The organism is Neisseria sp. Ec49-e6-T10 (genome assembly GCF_051132615.1).
Classification (GTDB): Bacteria; Pseudomonadota; Gammaproteobacteria; order Burkholderiales; family Neisseriaceae.
Map to the genome: position 1 here is coordinate 590,621 of NZ_CP152375.1, position 18,194 is coordinate 608,814.

Below are 18,194 nucleotides of genomic sequence, written 5' to 3' on the forward strand. Positions count from 1 at the left end.
TATGAATTACGCGCTGGATGCCTTGTGGTGGAAACTAACCAATCAAAAGGTTCGTGATTTAGCCAGTATTTTGACTGCACCGCCTTTATGGCACAGTGGTTGTGAATTACCAGTTGCCACTTTGTTGGGACAAACAGGTTTTCGCTATTTACTCAGTTTAAATGAACACCCAGAAACCTTGTTGAATTATTTAAAAGATAAAGAACCTTTTGGTTATCGTTTGGGGCTTTATGCTGAACATCTACTGGCCTTTTGGTTCAGTCACGCACCACACTGTCAATTAATTGCGCAAAACATTGCCATTGAATGCAATAAGCAAACCATTGGCGCTTTAGATTTTATTGCACAAATTGGTGAGCAAACCTACCATATTGAGCTGACATGTAAATATTATTATGACCCTACCGCTGAGCAAACCGGTGGTTTTTTTGGTTTAAATCGAAATGACTCTTTAGCGCAAAAAGCAACAAAATTAACACAGCAGCTTGATTTATCTGCGCATAAAAATACACAAACCTTTTATCAACAGCATCATATTGATGCAAACACAGTAAAAGCGGCTTCTATTATTCGGGGCAATGCTTTTACCCTTTCAGGCACAATCAAACTTAACCCACCGTACATTAACCCCCACTGTTGGGCTGGTAAGGTATATGACTGGGCAAGTTTTATGGCACAACAAACTGAACAAAAAAAATATGTCTTGATACCTCGCCAAGACTTATTAGCACCTATACGAGTATTGCCTGAGCATATTACGGACTTTAACAGTGAGCAAATAAAACCAGAAACCCCCATCATGATCGCTCAAGTATCTGAACGATATGATGGTTATTTTCACGAAGAAAACCGCTTCATTATTATATAATTATTTATTTTTATGAATTTGAGACGCCATCACTGTCTGAAGCATTTGTGGTAAATATTGTGCCAAAAGAGTACTGGCTGTATGACTGTCTTTTCCTATTTTAAGTGCCAATTGTTGTATGGTCTCTTTGCCCAAAGCTTTTTGCACCTGTTCAACAGAAACATTTAATTGATTTTCTTCATCACTAAGCCATGATTGTGCTTCTTCGCTTAAACCACCCTGTTTTAAGATATCCCAAAATTCATCAACACCACTTTTTTGTATCCATAAAATTATTTTGTTTATGGATTGTGCATTTTTTCCACCCAAAGCAGCATCAATTTGGACAAAGATATTCATTTATACTGACCTTTACCACCCGATTTTATTTGTTAAAGTATACTATCTGATATCAATACCAACTATCTAATTAAGGCAAAGTTAATCATCTATAAAATAACCATTAGAAAAAAACACTGACATTTCCTAGTATTTCTTGATTAATTAAATGGTTTGATATCCCAATCACCATAAATAATACCCTATCAACCAAAAAACAAACGCCTTCCATAATCAAGCTTTAAAAAATATAAAAAAGCATTCTGAGATATTAAGCACATCTTATCGTAAAAGTCGTATAATGAAATGTTTACAGTTTTGAGTTTGGCACAAACAAAAATGGAATATATCCGCATTCGTGGCGCACGCACACATAATCTTAAAGACATTAACCTTGATCTACCCCGTCACCAATTGGTTGTGATTACTGGCTTATCTGGTAGTGGAAAAAGTTCACTTGCTTTTGATACTTTGTACGCTGAAGGGCAACGCCGCTATGTTGAAAGTTTATCTGCTTACGCACGCCAATTTTTGCAAATGATGGAAAAACCCGATGTCGACTTAATTGAAGGTTTGTCTCCTGCCATTTCTATTGAACAAAAAGCAACCAGTCATAACCCTCGCTCAACAGTCGGCACAGTAACAGAAATTCATGATTATTTACGTTTATTGTTTGCCCGAGTAGGTACCCCCTATTGTCCAGATCATCATGTGGCTTTAGCGAGCCAAACCGTTTCACAAATGGTCGATCATGTATTGTCCTTACCTGAAGAAACTAAGATCATGATTTTGTCTCCCATGGTATTGGAACGTAAAGGTGAGAATCTGGAGCTTTTTGAAGATTTACGCGCTCAAGGCTTCGCGCGTGTCAGAATCAATAAAGAGGTGTATGAATTAGACAATCTGCCCAAACTCAACAAAAATCAAAAACACACTATTGAAGTGGTTGTAGACCGTTTAAAAGTACGAGCAGACATGAAGCAACGTTTGGCTGAAAGTTTTGAAACGGCCTTGCGTCATGCAGAGGGGCGCGTGTTAGCGATGGAAATGGATACAGGTGAAGAACATTGGTTCTCAGCCAAGTTTGCTTGCCCTATTTGTTCGTATAGTCTGCCTGAATTAGAACCTCGCCTTTTCTCATTTAATAACCCAATGGGTGCGTGTCCTAAATGTGATGGCTTAGGTCAAATGACTTTCTTTGACTCTAAACGTGTTGTGGTTCACCCCGAGCTTGCTTTAGCTGCTGGTGCAATCAAAGGTTGGGATAAGCGTAATGCTTTTTACTTTCAAATGCTGCAATCACTGGCGAAACATTATGAATTTGATTTGAATACGCCATTTGAGTTATTGCCTGAAAAAACCCAAAATATTGTTCTATATGGTTCTGGTAAAGAGAGCATTGAGTTTTCCTACCTTTCGGAAAAAGGCACACAATTTATTCGATCTCATGCCTTTGAAGGCATTATCCCTAACTTAGAACGTCGCTTTAGGGAAACAGACTCAAACGCCGTCAGAGAAGAACTTTTAAAATACCAAGCACAACAAACGTGCCCTAGTTGTCATGGCGCACGTTTACGTACAGAAGCACGAAATGTGATGATTGCGGATGAATCTTTACCTCAAATCAGTGGCTGGCCATTACAAAAAAGTTATGACTTTTTTAATGAACTGAACTTAACAGGCAATAAAAAAGCCATTGCAGAAAAAATTCTGAAAGAAATTACTGAACGTTTGGGTTTTTTAATCAATGTTGGTTTAAATTATTTAACTTTGGCTCGTAGTGCAGAAACTTTATCTGGTGGTGAAGCACAACGTATTCGTTTAGCCAGCCAAATTGGTTCTGGTTTAACTGGCGTGATGTATGTGTTAGATGAGCCTTCTATCGGCTTACATCAGCGAGACAATGACCGTTTATTGGGTACACTGACCCGCTTACGTGATTTGGGCAACAGTGTCATTGTTGTTGAGCATGATGAAGACGCAATTCGATCTGCCGATTTTGTGGTGGACATGGGTCCTGGTGCGGGTGAACATGGTGGCAATGTCATTATTGCAGGCACCCCAAAAGAAGTGACGAATAATAAAGACTCTATTACTGGCCAATATTTAAGTGGCAAAAAAGCCATTGCGGTTCCTGAACAACGCGCACCAGTAGACCCAGCTCGGATACTCCGTTTGATCGGTGCCTCAGGAAACAACTTAAAAAATGTCACATTAGAGCTACCGTTAGGTTTAATGACTTGTATTACGGGCGTATCAGGCAGTGGTAAATCAACGTTAATTAATGACACTCTGGCTAAGATTGCGGCACGAGAATTAAACCGTGCCAGTGAAGAACCTTCCGCATTTACTGATATTTCTGGGCTAGACCATTTAGATAAAGTCATTAATGTTGACCAAAGCCCTATTGGCAGAACACCACGTTCTAACCCTGCAACGTACACAGGTTTATTTACCCCCATAAGAGAACTCTTTGCGATGACCCCTTTAGCGCGTGAGCGTGGCTATAACCCAGGGCGTTTTAGCTTTAATGTCAAAGGTGGGCGTTGTGAAGCATGTCAGGGCGATGGCATGATTAAAGTAGAAATGCATTTTTTACCCGATGTTTATGTCCCTTGTGATATCTGTCACAGTAAACGTTATAACCGTGAAACACTGGATATCCAATATAAAAGTAAAAACATCAGTGAAGTACTGGAAATGACGGTAGAAGAAGCTTTGGCATTTTTCAATGCTGTGCCACTGATTGCCCGAAAATTACAAACGCTTATGGATGTTGGTTTAGGCTATATCCGCTTAGGGCAAAGTGCCACAACATTATCAGGAGGTGAGGCACAACGAGTCAAACTGGCATTGGAACTGTCTAAACGTGATACAGGCAGAACATTGTATATTTTAGATGAACCCACCACAGGTTTACACTTTGCTGATATTGCGATGTTAATGGAGGTACTCAAACGCTTAAAAGGCAATGGCAACAGTATCGTGATTATTGAACACAACCTTGATGTCATTAAAACAGCGGATTATGTTGTTGATTTAGGCCCCGAAGGGGGGGATGGTGGTGGCGAAATTATTGCTCAAGGCACCCCAGAAGAAGTGGCTAAAAGTAAAAAAAGCTATACCGCCCGTTATTTATCTGAGGTATTGAAAAACCATAAAAAAGTGGCAAAAAAATAATAGCCCAACAGGATGATGATTTAAAATTATCATCCTGCTCTTCTGATAAGTCATTCATTTCAATTTGTTTTTTAAATTTTACTCAATCAATACAAATGGTTAATATTTGTAAATATTTAAACGCCATTTGACAGCATTTATTAAAACATATAATATTAAATATGTTAATTGGTTTTAGAAAAATTCACCTGTAATTTAATAACATATGATTAAAAATAATCAACCTAATTCTTATTAGGTTATTTTATAGTGATTTTTTACTATAAAAATTAAAGTCTTTAACACTCATCGTTATTTAAATATTTTATTCATGAACGACTAAGGGAGTATTACAATGAGCATCAATGATCATGATTATATTAATCTTTCAGAAGATCATGAAATAGATTATCACCTTCAAAAAGTGGGCAAACAAGAAACGGAAAATAACCGTACTTCAGTTCGCGAAATGGCCAACAAATGTAAACGTGATTTAGATAAAACATTTTTAACACATAACGAATTACATTTATACGTTGCAACACAAGCAACATTATTAGAGTAAACAAATATAGCTGTGCTCAACCATTTATTTGGCTAGAACAAAAGTGCACTTTGAGATACGGTGTTTTTATTGATTCACCTGAATCACCTCAAGTGTATCTAAATTCACAGCAGATAATGGCCCACCCCAAATGGCACCGGAATCGGTGCCTATCACGTTTTCACCAAAATAAACACCCAATGCAGACCAATGACCAAAAACAATCGTATGGTCTAAATTTTGACGATCTTTTGCCATAAACCATGGTTGTAACCCCTCTGGAGCATCGGCTATGGTGCCCTTATAGTTAAAATCCATTTTGCCTTTTTTCGTCAAAAACCGCATACGGGTCATGACATTTAAAATAACACGCAATCGATCAATACCCTCTAAATCAGATTGATAGTGATCTGGTTTATTGCCATACATTTGGCTCAATAATATTGTATAGTCTTCGTTGGATAAGCAAGCGGATACTTCGCCAGCTAAAGAAAGTGCCTGATCAATGGTCCATTGTGTCAACAAACCTGCGTGTACCAGCACTTTATTGCCTCGTTTGCGCATGAGTGGTTGTTGACGTAACCAATATAATAATTCTTCTTTATCAGTTGCCTCTAATATTGCATCCAGCGTATCCCCTTTTTTTTGCCGGCTAAAACCATAAGCAACAGATAATAGATGTAAATCGTGGTTTCCTAATACAGTATGAATACTATTTTCATATGACTTCACAAAACGCAATGTTTCTAAAGATTTTGGTCCACGGTTGACCAAATCGCCAACAAGCCACACAATATCTTCTTTTGGGTTAAAATGAATTGCTTCTAGTAAAGCAATAAACTGATCAAAGCAACCTTGGATGTCACCTATTGCATAAAATGCCATAATACCAACTTACCCCTGCCAATACAGAAAATATAAAAAAGACTATGCTCACACTAAATGTCCCTCAACGTCAAGCCATTACTTATTTAGATGGGCCTTTACTGGTTTTGGCGGGCGCCGGTAGTGGTAAAACACGGGTCATTACCCATAAAATCGCCTATCTTATTGAACAAGCGAATTACAAAGCACACAATATTGCGGCTATTACCTTTACCAATAAAGCGGCAAAAGAAATGCAAGAACGCTTACAAGGCCTTTTACCTAAAACAAGTTTAAAAGGTATTACCGTCAGCACCTTCCATTCATTAGGTATGCGTATTTTACGGGAAGAAGCACCCTACTTTGCCTATAAAAAGCAATTTTCCATACTGGATGCAAATGATACCAGCAAAATCATTCGAGACTTTTTGGTCACAACCAGTAAAGAAGAAATTTTTCGGGCACAAAATCAACTGTCTTTATGGAAAAATCAACTCATTACACCTGAAAGTGCCTTTAACTTAGCCCAAAATGATTGGGAAGCTGTGATGGCTAGGCTTTATGCCAGTTACCAAGATACTTTATTTGCCTATCAGGCAGTGGATTTTGATGACTTATTGCGTTTACCCACTCAGCTTTTTTTAGAAAATACTGAGGCACAGGAAAAATGGCAACACCGTTTACGCTATCTGTTGATTGATGAATATCAGGACACCAACCATTGTCAATACGAATTGGTTAAACTGTTGGTTGGTAAAAAAGGCATGTTCACTGCGGTTGGGGATGACAATCAAAGTATTTATGCTTGGCGCGGTGCTAATATAGAAAACTTAAACCGACTGCAAAACGATTTTTATCAATTAAAAATCATCAAGCTGGAACAGAACTACCGTTCCAGTCGCCGTATTTTACACGCAGCAAATACTTTAATTAGCCATAATCCCAGACTGTATGAAAAAAAACTCTGGAGCGAACACGGTGTGGGCGATCCTATAGAAGTGATTGTGTGTAAAGACGAGGAACACGAAGCCGATATTATTGTGAATCGGCTCATCACCCATCGTTTACAACATAATAAAAAGCTGATGGATTATGCCATTTTATACCGCAGTAATCATCAGGCTCGTATTTTAGAAAAGGCCTTAAGAGACCAACGCATTTTGTATCAGATTTCAGGAGGGCAAAGCTTTTTCGATAAAGCTGAAATCAAAGATGTATTGGCCTATTTAAGGCTGTTAAATAACCCTGATGATGACCCAGCCTTTATTCGAGCGCTAACAACCCCAAAAAAGGGCGTAGGCAATCAAAGTTTAGAAAAATTGAATCAATATGCAAAAAGCCATCAAATCAGCTTATTTGCCGCGGCAAAGCTACCAGAAGCTTTAGATAGCCTAGGCAAGAGCCAAAGCGAAGCCTTACAGTATTTCACAAGCTTGATCGAACAAACACAAGAGTCTAGTTTAACTGAACCTGCTGGTGCTGTTTTACAGAACTTGCTCAAAACAATTGACTACGAAAACCATTTATTTCAAACAGAAGAGCTACGCCCCGCTGAAATAAAATGGAAAAACACTCAGGATCTGGCCTCATGGCTGACTAAAAAAGGGGAGCAAGATGGCAAAAATCTACTTGAGTTGTCACAAACATTGGCACTCATGAACTTACTGGAAGGCAAAGAGGAAGGCGAAATTGATGCAGTGAAGCTTTCTACCCTACATGCGTCTAAAGGACTTGAATACCCATATGTTTTTTTGATTGGCTGTGAAGAAGGTATTTTGCCCCATTCAGAATCCAGTGAAGCAGCACAAATCGAAGAAGAGCGGCGATTAATGTATGTTGGTGTAACTCGTGCACAACAAAATTTAACGTTAACTTATTGTGCCAAAAGGCGTAAAGCAGGCACTTGGCAATTTATTGACCCTTCTCGTTTTATTGATGAGTTGCCCCAAGAAGACTTAAAATTTTTGGGCAAAAAAGGCAGTGACCCGATTGTCAGTAAAACGGAAGGCCAAGCAAGATTAGCTGGTTTAAGCGCCATGCTGTCAGATAAGATCAAAGATCGTTAAAATGCTTTATTCATCGTTATTTTCTTTTAACAAGGCTCTTTTATAGGCATCTCTTTGATGAATCGTATTTAAAAACTGGCGGATCTTGCCATCAGTTTGTATCTGTGTCGCAATGGCTTCTAATGGAAAACTCATTTGAATATCGGCTGCACTAAATTGATCCAGTGCAAACCAGTTATTTTGCGCTAAATGTTGCTCAATAAAATTTAAATGAATCGCCAATTGTTGATCAATATAGGCTTTTTGTACCCCTTTACCTATGGCCTTACTTATAGGCCTAAGCAGCCATGGCATAGGTGCGCCTCCTAAACGATCAAACACTAAACGCATCAATAATAAAGGCATAAGAGAGCCCTCAGCATAATGCAGCCAATAACGGTATGCTAAATACTGGGCAGAACCCAAGGTTGGACGAAACTGTTGTTTGGTATCATACTGGTCAATTAGGTATTCAATAATAGCGCCAGACTCTGCAACGGTAACTGCCCCATCGGTTAAAACTGGCGACTTACCCAATGGATGAATGCTTTTTAAAGATTCAGGAGCCAATAATGTTTTTGGGTTGCGCTGATAATACTTAATCGTGTAGGACAACCCTAATTCTTCCAATAACCATAAAATACGCTGTGAACGAGAATTATTTAAATGATGCAACGTAATCATCTTTAGCCCCTTTAATCATGGGTTATTTTTTCCTATCCTATGTGTTTATTCATAATTTTGCTACCATTATTCATGAATTTTATTATTTTTTATTTAAATAAAGCGATGAAATATGATTCAAGTAAAACGAATTTATAACCCGATTAGTCAAGATGATGGCTACCGTATTCTGGTTGATCGTTTATGGCCAAGGGGCATTTCAAAGGAAAAAGCCCATTTAGACGAATGGCTAAAAGAAATTGCCCCCAGTAATGAATTAAGAATCTGGTTTCATCAAGATCCAACCCACAGGCAAGAAGAATTTTGTCTTCGTTACCAAACCGAGTTAACACATAGCCCAGAAAAACAAACCTTGCTCGAAAAAATCACTCTTTTATCTAAGGAGCAAACCGTTACATTACTTTATGCATCTAAAGATACGGAACACAATCATGCTTTATTTTTATTAAACTACTTACAAAAAAGCTGATTTACTTAAATGTATTGCGATAAAATAATCAAGTGATTGATTTGTGATTGCGCCTACGGAAAGTTTGATCATCAATTAAATTTAGTCTGTCCAAACGGCTTATTCACTCACTCAACATTCTTTTTTTTCAAAAGGTTAAACACACCTATTTGATTTACATCAGAAAAATAATTTTTATTTTGGATTAGGCATTAATCTATGTTATTATTTATTTAAAGATATATACATTACTATACATATAACAACAGTATATATTTGGCTGCCACATAACAACAAAAACACTTTTTCTCAACTGTCAGCTTACCTAATAATAATAAATAACACACTGAATAAATTATAAAATAATAATAAAAATTTACTCAATCATGACCCAAGTTATCCTACCTTGAACACATTATTTATTTTTGTGCTTCAAATGATAAAAAATAGGCTTCAATAAAAACAATAACAAACAGAGTCAGCATAGGAAATTTGATCACGTATTTGTTGGATTTTAGAATTTTGAAAATAGTATCAAAATTTAAAGAGGAGATTCATCTATGAGCAATGGGGAACGAAAGGAAATTTTACAGGAAAACTTTGATTTACCTTTAAAATTCAGCGCAAAAGCAAAAGCAAAAATCATCTTTTTTAGCCTTTTTGGTTTTTTTACCTATTTTGTTTCTTTTAAAATTTCTGAGACTGGCTCTCCCACTATTTTAGTCGATCATATTGCCAATATCGTTAAAGATATTCTTGGCAGCACATTAGTTGCTTGGGTATGTGTGGCAGCAATGATCGCAGGTGCCATTCAACCATTTACAAATAAAACATGGAATAGAAGCTTAACAGACAGCGCTTTTACTTTTTTTAAAATCGCGGGGATACCAATTGGTATCATGTATGTACTCAACCAGTATTATTCTATTCAACTGGGGCCTGATGCTTTATATACGCCAGGAATGATTCCATTTTTATTTGAAAAACTGGCCATGAGTCTGACCTTTGTGATTCCCATTGGCAGCGCATTAATTATTTTTTTAACAGATTATGGCTTAATGGAATTTACAGGTGTTTTTGCCCGCCCCTTTATGAGACCTGTATACAAAACACCAGGGCGCTCTGCTATTGATGCAGTTGCCTCATTTGTAGGCAGTTACTCTATCGCGTTACTGATTACAGGCAAGCAATATCAGACGGGATTTTATTCAAAAAAAGAAGCGGCCATTATTGCCACTGGCTTTTCAACTGTTTCAGCCACTTTTTGTGTGATTGTTGCCAAAACACTGGGCTTAATGGAATACTGGAATCTCTTCTTTTGGAGTGCGCTCCTCGTCACATTTATTGTCACAGCCATTACTGTGCGCATTTGGCCTTTAAGAAGTTTTTCTGAAGAATATAATGTTCAAAGAATGCCGGAAGAACCTATTCTGAAAACAGGTGTGACTAAACGCGCGATCGCAGAAGGCCTTGCTGCCGCAGAAAAATCGCCTCCTATTATCCCAAATATGCTTAAAAACCTGCTTGTTGGTATTTCTGTGACGGTTGGATTGATTCCCTCGATTATGTCTATTGGCTTACTGGGTCTGGTATTGGCACAATATACACCTGTATTTGATCTATTAAGCTATTTGTTCTACCCCATTACATGGTTATTGCAATTTGCAGAAGCACAAATTGTTGCTAAAGCAGTCTCTATGGGTATTGCTGAAATGTTTTTACCTGCGGCATTGGCAAAAGACCTTGATCTGATTTCTAAATTCGTTGTGGGTATTACCTGTATTTCTGAAATTTTGTTTTTCTCTGCTTCAATTCCTTGTATGGTAGCCATGAGAATCCCTATTTCAGTAAAAGATATGGTGATTATTTGGTATGAACGTGTGGTGTTAACACTTTTAGTCGCCACACCATTTGCTTGGATTATGTTTAAAATATTTTCTATCAACGCTTAATTTAAGCTGCTATAGCCTTTACCCCATAATAATCAGTACTTATCAGACAGATTATTATGGGGTAAAATTATTGGCATAAATAGCAAACACGATAAATTTAAAAAACATAATCAATTGATTTTAAAATGGGAAAAACATGAAAAAATTTTGTTCTCTTCTTATCCTTCTTGGCACTTTAATGCTTGGTGCTTGTCAACCTGCTGATTTTCAAAAAGAGTTAGAAGCCCCAAATACAGATTGGCACCTTGTTGGCTATTCTGACTATGCAAAACAAGAAGGAAAAGCTGAATATCAGGAAACATTACACTTCACTCAAGGTAGAATTCATGCTTCTTCCAGCGAAGGAACACAAATATGGCCTTACCATCTGGAAGGCACCACATTAAAAATCATCTATCAGTCAGAAAACAATGAAGGCGAAGTGTACTCAATCAAAAAAGACCAAGATAAATTCATACTGGAATATCTGGGTACCCAAAATAAAGATAAATTGGTCAAAAACTCAGAGCATGATAACTTTTTAGAATTAACACCAATCAAAAAAGAAGCTACTCAATAAGATAAACAAGAGGCAAAATAATTTGCCTCTTGTTTTATTTACTCACACCAAAATTACGTAAGAACAAAGCAGGCTTTTCTCTATTACCTCTGAATCTACGTGCCCTACCCGCTATTTTAGTACATAAGGCACTGGCCTGATCTTCATAAGAATACCGCCCTGAACCGCCTAAAGCAGGTACGAAAGAAGATGGCTGAGCAGGGGCTGTTTTGTTGGGCTTGGGTAAGCCAGATTGAGGAGCCGAATTTTTTGCAGAAAAAGTAGGTTGTTGGACAGGAACATCAATAATATTGCCTTGTTCATCTAACCAACGTGGTTCAAACCCTTCTACGCGCTCTATTTTTAAAGGTTGTTTGATCAGCTTGGCAATGGCCTCAAACATTTTATGTTCTGTTTGATCCATCAATGAAATGGCCACACCTTCTGCACCTGCTCTGCCTGTTCGACCAATTCGATGCACATAATCTTCTGGGTTTGTGGGTAATTCATAATTGACCACAAAAGGTAACTCGGCAATATCCAACCCTCTTGCTGCCACATCAGTGGCAACCAACACATTAATTTTACCTTCCTTAAATGCATTAAGTGTATCAGAACGCTGGGATTGCGCTTTATCACCATGAATTGCTTCTGCGCTGATTTGTTTACGTTTTAATTCACGCGTAACCTGATCCACACTTTGTTTGGTTTTACAAAATACGATGACCTGATTAATGTGTAAATCGGTAATCAGCCGCTCCAACAAGTGCCTTTTTCGATAAGTGTCAATGGCAATAATATGTTGTTCAACCTGATCGGAAGTGGCATTTTGTCTGGCTACTTCAACTGTTTCAGGGTTATGCATAAAGTCTTCTGCCAGTTTTCTAATTTCCTTAGCAAAAGTTGCAGAAAACAATAAAATCTGACGCGTTTTTGGTAAAAGCTCAATGATTTTTCTAATATCAATAATAAAGCCCATATCCAACATTCGATCTGCTTCATCGAGCACAAGAATATCGACTTTATTTAATTGTATTGTTTTTTGCTGTATGTGATCCAATAATCGCCCAGGGGTCGCCACCACAATTTCAACACCCGAACGCAATATTTGTACCTGTGCGTCCATATTGACACCACCAAAAATAACCGCATAACGCAAAGGCAAAAATTGAGTATACTGTTTTACATTAATAGCAATTTGATCCGCAAGCTCACGTGTAGGGGTCAAAATCAACATTCTAACCGGATGCATAGCAGGAGAAGCACTGCTATTGGCAAATTTTCGTAATCGCTCAAGACTTGGTAACATGAAAGCTGCGGTTTTACCTGTACCTGTTTGTGCAGCAGCCAATAAGTCTCGTCCAGCCAAAACTTTGGGAATAGCCACTGTTTGAATAGGCGTAGGCGTTTCATAACCTGCATTTTCAATGGCTCTGACTATTTCTGGTGCCAGCCCAAGCGAAGTAAACGTTGTCAAAACAACCTCCAATACAAAGAAATACTTTTTAAACGACCCATTTTCTCTACAGAATATATATGGAACAATAAAGATTCATTTGTTTGTATTTTAACACATAAGTCCTTTGAATACTGTTTTGTATCCGACAGAACACTTGTCTTATTATTCAAGCATGCTATTTATTTGATTCAAACAAAGCAATATAGAGTACCCACGCACCCTATGCTTTTCTGAATAGGTAGAACATGTTATATTCACCCGTTTCATTCAAATAAAACCATCTTAAAAGGTGAGAATATGGCACAAGCAGGTCTAATTGAAAGCTTACAAAAACGTGGGCTGGTTGCCCAAACAACTGATGCAAAAGCATTAGATGAACTTTTAGCAAAACAAAAAATCGCTCTTTATTGTGGATTTGACCCAACCGCAGACAGTTTACACTTAGGCCATCTTGTTCCTTTATTGACCTTAAAACGCTTTCAAATGGAAGGACATACTCCTATTGCGCTTGTTGGTGGTGCTACTGGGATGATTGGCGACCCAAGCTTTAAAGCAGTAGAACGTTCATTAAACACACCTGAAGTTGTGGCCAGTTGGGTGGAAAAGATTCGATCTCAAGTTGCCCCCTTTTTATCATTTGAAGGAAAAAATGCCGCTATTATGGCCAATAATTATGACTGGTTCAGCAATATGCCTGTATTGGATTTTTTACGCGATATTGGTAAACATTTCTCTGTTAACGCAATGGTGAATAAAGAATCGGTCAAACAACGTTTAAATCGTGATGATGTGGGTATTTCTTTTACTGAGTTTGCCTATAGCTTGCTACAAGGTTATGACTTTGCACAATTAAACGAAAAATACCAGTGTATGTTACAAATTGGCGGCTCTGACCAATGGGGCAATATCACTGCGGGTATTGATTTGACCCGCCGCTTAAATAAACAAACTGTTTATGGGTTAACCTTACCGTTAGTCACAAAATCAGATGGTACAAAATTTGGCAAAAGTGAATCAGGTGCTGTTTGGTTAGATGCAAGAAAAACATCTCCTTATCAATTTTATCAATTCTGGCTCAATACAGCTGATGCGGATGTTTATCGCTTCTTAAGCTTTTTCACATTTTTAACAGAAGAAGAAATTCTTAAAATTGAAGAAGAAGATAAAAACAGTGGCAAAGCCCCTATTGCACAACGTATTCTTGGTGAAGAAGTCACTCGTCTTGTTCATTCAGAAGAAGCATTACAAGCGGCGCAACGCATCAGTAAAAGTTTATTTGCGGAAGACCAAAGTGATTTAACAGAATCAGACTTTGCTCAATTGGCACAAGATGGCTTACCTGCTGTTTCTGTATCTGGTTCATTAACCGTTGTTGATGCTTTGATACAAACCAAACTGGCTCAATCCAAAACCCAAGCAAAAGAGTTTATACAAAGTGGTGCGGCTGTCATAAATGGACAAAAGATTACAGATATTGATGCAACTTTGGTTGATTCAGATAAACGTTTTGGACAATACACCTTGATTCGTCGAGGCAAGAAAAACCATGCTTTACTGGTATGGTCGTAAAATTATTTGTGCAATAAAAAAGAGGGTAATCGATACCCTCTTTTTTATTAACCAAAACCAAATTGGTTAATCTATATCGTGCTGTATTTGTTTTTTGTTTTTTCCCAAACAATAATGGCCAATAGTGACAAACCTACACCCAAAGCCACCACACCAAGCCAGCCAAAATGTTCATACACAAAGGCTGAACTTAAGGAACCTAATGTTCCCCCTATAAAATAGGAAAACATATAATCTGCATTTAAGCGATTACGCGCTTCTGGCATCAGTTTAAAGACTTCATTCATATTAATGATATGGACTAACTGCACACATAAATCCAACACAATGATGCCAATGATTAATAAAATAATGGAAGATTGAGCGAAGACTAGAGGTAACCAAGACAATAATAATAAGATCAACCCTACTCTGGTCACATAAGCTGATTTGCCTTGATCCGCAAATTTCCCAGCATATGGCGCGGCCAAAGCACCCGCTGCGCCAGCTAAACCAAACAAGCCAATTTGAAAATCTGAAAAATGATAAGGCGCATCAGACAATAAAAAAGCCAATGGTGTCCATAAAACGGAAAATACAGCAAAATCCAGTGCACCTAATAAGGAGCGTGTTCTTAAGGCTGGAAACTGAACAAACAAATGAAAAATTGATTTAATGAGCCCAACATAATGGATATCATTTTTCACATAAAATTTGGGTAATTTAATTGCCAATGCAACCGTGGTACACAACATCATGGCAGAAGCCACCCAATAAACTGTGCGCCAGCTACCCAACTCAGACACGATACCCGCAAACGTTCTAGCCAATAATATGCCTAATAACAAGCCACTCATCACAATACCGACAGCCCTGCCTCTATAAGCTGGTTCTGCCAAAGTAGCAGCAAACGGTACCAATAATTGTGCAACCACGACAAATAATCCTGTGAGTACAGTCCCAATGATTAAATGCATAAAATTTTGGGCACACGCACTGACAACCAATCCTGCTGTAGACAATAACATCATGATAATGATGAGTTTCTTGCGCTCTAAAATATCCCCTAAAGGCACTAAAAAGACTAAACCTAAGGCATATCCTAATTGAGCAACCGTCACAATACTGCCAGCAGTAGTAAAAGAAAGGTTTAAATTTTCGGCAATCGTATGCAATAACGGCTGAGCATAGTAATTACTGGCAACCGCGATACCTGTAGCTGCAGCCATCAATAGCAGCAACGAAGGTGTCAATGCTTTTTTTATGGTTTGTTCTTCAGTCATGACCATCCCTTAATTAATATTATTATTTTACTGCCAATGCTTCTATTTCTATCAACATACCATCTAAGGCTAATCTGGGTACAGGAATAAGTGTACAAGCAGGTGCTAATTGATTTAGAAAATATGACTTTAAAACTTGGCTAAATTGAGCAAGTTTATCTTCTGAATGATCCACTATTAATACAGTAAACTTATGATATTACTCATTGTACAATCAGCAGTATTTAAATTATCAAATACTTATTGTCCCTATGCTTCAAATCCTATTTTCAGCACCCCATTTTGGTCTTCTCCTCCCTGTCCTGCAACAAATACCCATTCTTTCAAAGAAGTCATGCCAAAATGAGAATAGCTATTTGGTTCTGGATTATAAAGCCCTTCTGGATTCATAAAACGAATATTTGTCACTTGATGTTCACATAAAAAATACCCTTCTTATTATTTATTATAAAAGTACAAAAAGGGTAACGCCTATTAACTTAACCGTAAACAATAGCAACCATTAAATTCCACTATAGCAAAACACAATTATTAAAAAAATTAAATAATTAAAAAAATTATAACCTAACCCCATATTTAATATGGTATAAAACACGCCTTATACACAATATGTCATATTAAATAATGGTAATTGCATTTAAATATCTCAAAATAGATCAATCATCAACTGACAATAATATGACCATTATCCTGACATGAAATTGATGCTGTATAATCATAGGCTGCTTGGATATGTTCAATAGTTAAAACATCTTGTGCCGTACCATTTGCAATTAATTGCCCATTACTGAGTAATAATAATTGTGTACAGTATCGCGCAGCTAAATTTAAGTCATGTAAGGTCACCAAAACCAAATGCCCTTTTTGTGCATATTGCTGTGCCATAGACAATAATTGATGCTGATGTTTCAAATCTAAAGCGCTGGTGGGTTCATCTAATAACAAAATCTTTGCTTGTTTTAAATCTTCATCAACCAACTGAGCCAAAACCCTTGCTGCATGTACACGTTGTTTTTCACCACCAGACAACTGTAGATAGCTTTGTTTGGCTAAACGCAATACATCAAATTTTGCCATAATGTCTTCAACAATTTCTCTATTACGTTGATTTGAGGTACTGTGCATCATTCTGCCAAGCATCACCACTTCATAAGCGGTAAAAGCAAAAGACAAACCAGAATGTTGTGGCAAAAATCCCATGGTTTTTGCTCTTTTGTCATCAGCAAAAGATTTAAGATTCTGAGCTTGCCATTGAATGGCGCCTTTATAATGAATTTCCTGGCTGATTGCCTTTAATAAAGTAGACTTACCCGCACCATTAGCACCCAGTAAACCGATACACTGACCTGCCGATAAATTTAAAGATAAAGAATGAATGATGGGCTTTGTACCATAGCTAATGCTTACTTGCTCAAAAGCTAACATTTAAGCACCTCCCTTTTTACTACGAATCAACAAGGCAAGGAAAAATGGCGCACCAATTAACGCAGTGATGATGCCTATTGGTACTTCAGCAGGCGAGGCAACTTGTCTGGCAAAAATATCCGCTAATAATAAAATAATTGAGCCAACAATCATACTGGCCGGCAATAAGCTACGGTGATTTGGCCCTAACAGAGTACGACAAGTATGTGGCACAATTAAACCAACAAAACCAATCATGCCAGCTACTGCAACGGATAAACCTACACCTAAGGCACAAACAATAATGATTGTACGCTTTAATGTTTCCACTTTAACCCCCAAATGCCTTGCTTCACTTTCACCAAGCAATAAAGCATTTAAACCATTAGCGTATTTAAATAAAATAAAGAACATCAATACTAAAGCACATAAACACAATACAATGGCCTGAGTACTCGCTCCAGCTAAAGAGCCCATTTGCCAAAGGCTTAAATCGCGTAACTGTGTATCACTGGCAATAAATTGCAAGAAACCTAAAGCGGCAAAAGCTAAAGCACCTATAGCCACACCACTTAGCAGCATAATCCCCACTTGTGTTCCATAAGGGGTTCGACCGACTCTAAACACCAATATTGTGCTACACAAACTACCAACAAAAGCGAATACGGACGTACTGCTTAAAACAAACCAAGAAATATCAAATGACTCAGGGAACCATGCAGCAATAATATTGGGGGGAAACACAACAATAGCCAAACCTGCCCCTAAACCTGCGCCAGCACTGATACCAATAATACCAGGATCTGCCAAAGGGTTACGAAATAGACCTTGTAATGATGCACCAGACAACCCCAATATCGCGCCAATGACAATACACAATATGGTACGAGGCAAACGTAACTCCCACACAATAGATTGTGTTAGCTCACTATTTTCGTTGGTTCTACCTATAACCAGATCGAACAAATCGGGAAATGGAATGCTAATGGCACCTGTTGCTAAAGACGATAAAAATAACAAAATCAGTAATGCAAAAGACGTTACCATCATGGCTGAAAAAGGTAAACGCTTCATGTGTGT

The 18,194-nt window shown here is 37.7% G+C and carries 17 protein-coding genes; 8 read left to right on the forward strand and 9 right to left on the reverse strand.

The features are described from left to right. The first annotated feature begins 1 nt into the window (after position 1). A complete protein-coding gene (locus AADH04_RS02955) occupies positions 2 to 868 on the forward strand; it encodes a DUF1853 family protein (RefSeq protein WP_434778759.1) in 867 nt (288 codons plus the stop codon). Here AADH04_RS02955 and AADH04_RS02960 read toward each other — a convergent pair whose 3' ends face one another. Continuing rightward, complete coding sequence (locus AADH04_RS02960) at positions 869 to 1,207, reverse strand: YidB family protein (protein ID WP_434778760.1); 339 nt, start codon at positions 1,205 to 1,207, stop codon at positions 869 to 871. A 285-nt stretch (positions 1,208 to 1,492) separates the two neighbouring features. Between AADH04_RS02960 and uvrA the strand changes: the two genes are divergently transcribed. Both uvrA and AADH04_RS02970 read left to right on the forward strand, forming a co-directional pair. Beyond that, positions 1,493 to 4,366: an excinuclease ABC subunit UvrA gene (uvrA, locus tag AADH04_RS02965; RefSeq protein WP_434778761.1), complete on the forward strand. Its 2,874-nt coding sequence runs from the start codon at positions 1,493 to 1,495 to the stop codon at positions 4,364 to 4,366. A 334-nt stretch (positions 4,367 to 4,700) separates the two neighbouring features. Further along, positions 4,701 to 4,910: a hypothetical protein gene (locus AADH04_RS02970; protein WP_434778762.1), complete on the forward strand. Its 210-nt coding sequence runs from the start codon at positions 4,701 to 4,703 to the stop codon at positions 4,908 to 4,910. A 66-nt stretch (positions 4,911 to 4,976) separates the two neighbouring features. Here AADH04_RS02970 and AADH04_RS02975 read toward each other — a convergent pair whose 3' ends face one another. Next, positions 4,977 to 5,774, reverse strand: coding sequence for a symmetrical bis(5'-nucleosyl)-tetraphosphatase (locus tag AADH04_RS02975; RefSeq protein WP_434778763.1), 798 nt, complete (start codon positions 5,772 to 5,774; stop codon positions 4,977 to 4,979). Between the two features lie 44 nt (positions 5,775 to 5,818). On the opposite strand from AADH04_RS02975, the gene AADH04_RS02980 reads away from it, so the two are divergent. After that, positions 5,819 to 7,819, forward strand: a complete 2,001-nt coding sequence (locus AADH04_RS02980; RefSeq protein WP_434778764.1) for a UvrD-helicase domain-containing protein — start codon at positions 5,819 to 5,821, stop codon at positions 7,817 to 7,819. Positions 7,820 to 7,825: 6 nt separating this feature from the next. Here the strand turns inward: AADH04_RS02980 and AADH04_RS02985 are convergent, their stop codons facing one another. Beyond that, positions 7,826 to 8,482 (reverse strand): glutathione S-transferase, encoded by a 657-nt coding sequence (locus AADH04_RS02985; RefSeq protein WP_434778765.1) that lies wholly within the window; start codon positions 8,480 to 8,482, stop codon positions 7,826 to 7,828. A gap of 112 nt (positions 8,483 to 8,594) precedes the next feature. On the opposite strand from AADH04_RS02985, the gene AADH04_RS02990 reads away from it, so the two are divergent. The 3 genes from AADH04_RS02990 (at position 8,595) to AADH04_RS03000 (ending at position 11,441) form a co-directional block, all read left to right on the forward strand. Then, a complete protein-coding gene (locus AADH04_RS02990; RefSeq protein WP_434778766.1) occupies positions 8,595 to 8,951 on the forward strand; it encodes a DUF488 domain-containing protein in 357 nt (118 codons plus the stop codon). A 539-nt stretch (positions 8,952 to 9,490) separates the two neighbouring features. Further along, complete coding sequence (locus AADH04_RS02995; RefSeq protein ID WP_434778767.1) at positions 9,491 to 10,882, forward strand: YjiH family protein; 1,392 nt, start codon at positions 9,491 to 9,493, stop codon at positions 10,880 to 10,882. Positions 10,883 to 11,018: 136 nt separating this feature from the next. After that, positions 11,019 to 11,441, forward strand: a complete 423-nt coding sequence (locus AADH04_RS03000; RefSeq protein ID WP_434778768.1) for a hypothetical protein — start codon at positions 11,019 to 11,021, stop codon at positions 11,439 to 11,441. A 34-nt stretch (positions 11,442 to 11,475) separates the two neighbouring features. On the opposite strand, the gene AADH04_RS03005 is transcribed toward AADH04_RS03000, so the two are convergent. After that, positions 11,476 to 12,897, reverse strand: a complete 1,422-nt coding sequence (locus tag AADH04_RS03005) for a DEAD/DEAH box helicase (RefSeq protein WP_434778769.1) — start codon at positions 12,895 to 12,897, stop codon at positions 11,476 to 11,478. A gap of 279 nt (positions 12,898 to 13,176) precedes the next feature. Here AADH04_RS03005 and tyrS point away from each other — a divergent pair, with 279 nt between their 5' ends. Continuing rightward, positions 13,177 to 14,448: a tyrosine--tRNA ligase gene (gene tyrS, locus AADH04_RS03010; protein WP_434778770.1), complete on the forward strand. Its 1,272-nt coding sequence runs from the start codon at positions 13,177 to 13,179 to the stop codon at positions 14,446 to 14,448. Positions 14,449 to 14,519: 71 nt separating this feature from the next. Here the strand turns inward: tyrS and AADH04_RS03015 are convergent, their stop codons facing one another. The 5 genes from AADH04_RS03015 to AADH04_RS03035 all read right to left on the reverse strand — a co-directional run bounded on the left by AADH04_RS03015 (position 14,520) and on the right by AADH04_RS03035 (position 18,188). Continuing rightward, on the reverse strand, positions 14,520 to 15,710 hold the full coding sequence (locus AADH04_RS03015) for an MFS transporter (RefSeq protein WP_434778771.1): 1,191 nt from the start codon (positions 15,708 to 15,710) through the stop codon (positions 14,520 to 14,522). Between the two features lie 22 nt (positions 15,711 to 15,732). Then, positions 15,733 to 15,885, reverse strand: coding sequence for a hypothetical protein (locus tag AADH04_RS03020; protein ID WP_434778772.1), 153 nt, complete (start codon positions 15,883 to 15,885; stop codon positions 15,733 to 15,735). 74 nt (positions 15,886 to 15,959) lie between these two features. Next, on the reverse strand, positions 15,960 to 16,118 hold the full coding sequence (locus tag AADH04_RS03025; RefSeq protein ID WP_434778773.1) for a hypothetical protein: 159 nt from the start codon (positions 16,116 to 16,118) through the stop codon (positions 15,960 to 15,962). 255 nt (positions 16,119 to 16,373) lie between these two features. Then, a complete protein-coding gene (locus tag AADH04_RS03030; protein WP_434778774.1) occupies positions 16,374 to 17,135 on the reverse strand; it encodes a heme ABC transporter ATP-binding protein in 762 nt (253 codons plus the stop codon). Then, on the reverse strand, positions 17,136 to 18,188 hold the full coding sequence (locus AADH04_RS03035) for a FecCD family ABC transporter permease (protein WP_434778775.1): 1,053 nt from the start codon (positions 18,186 to 18,188) through the stop codon (positions 17,136 to 17,138). It abuts the gene before it with no gap. Positions 18,189 to 18,194: the final 6 nt, after the last annotated feature.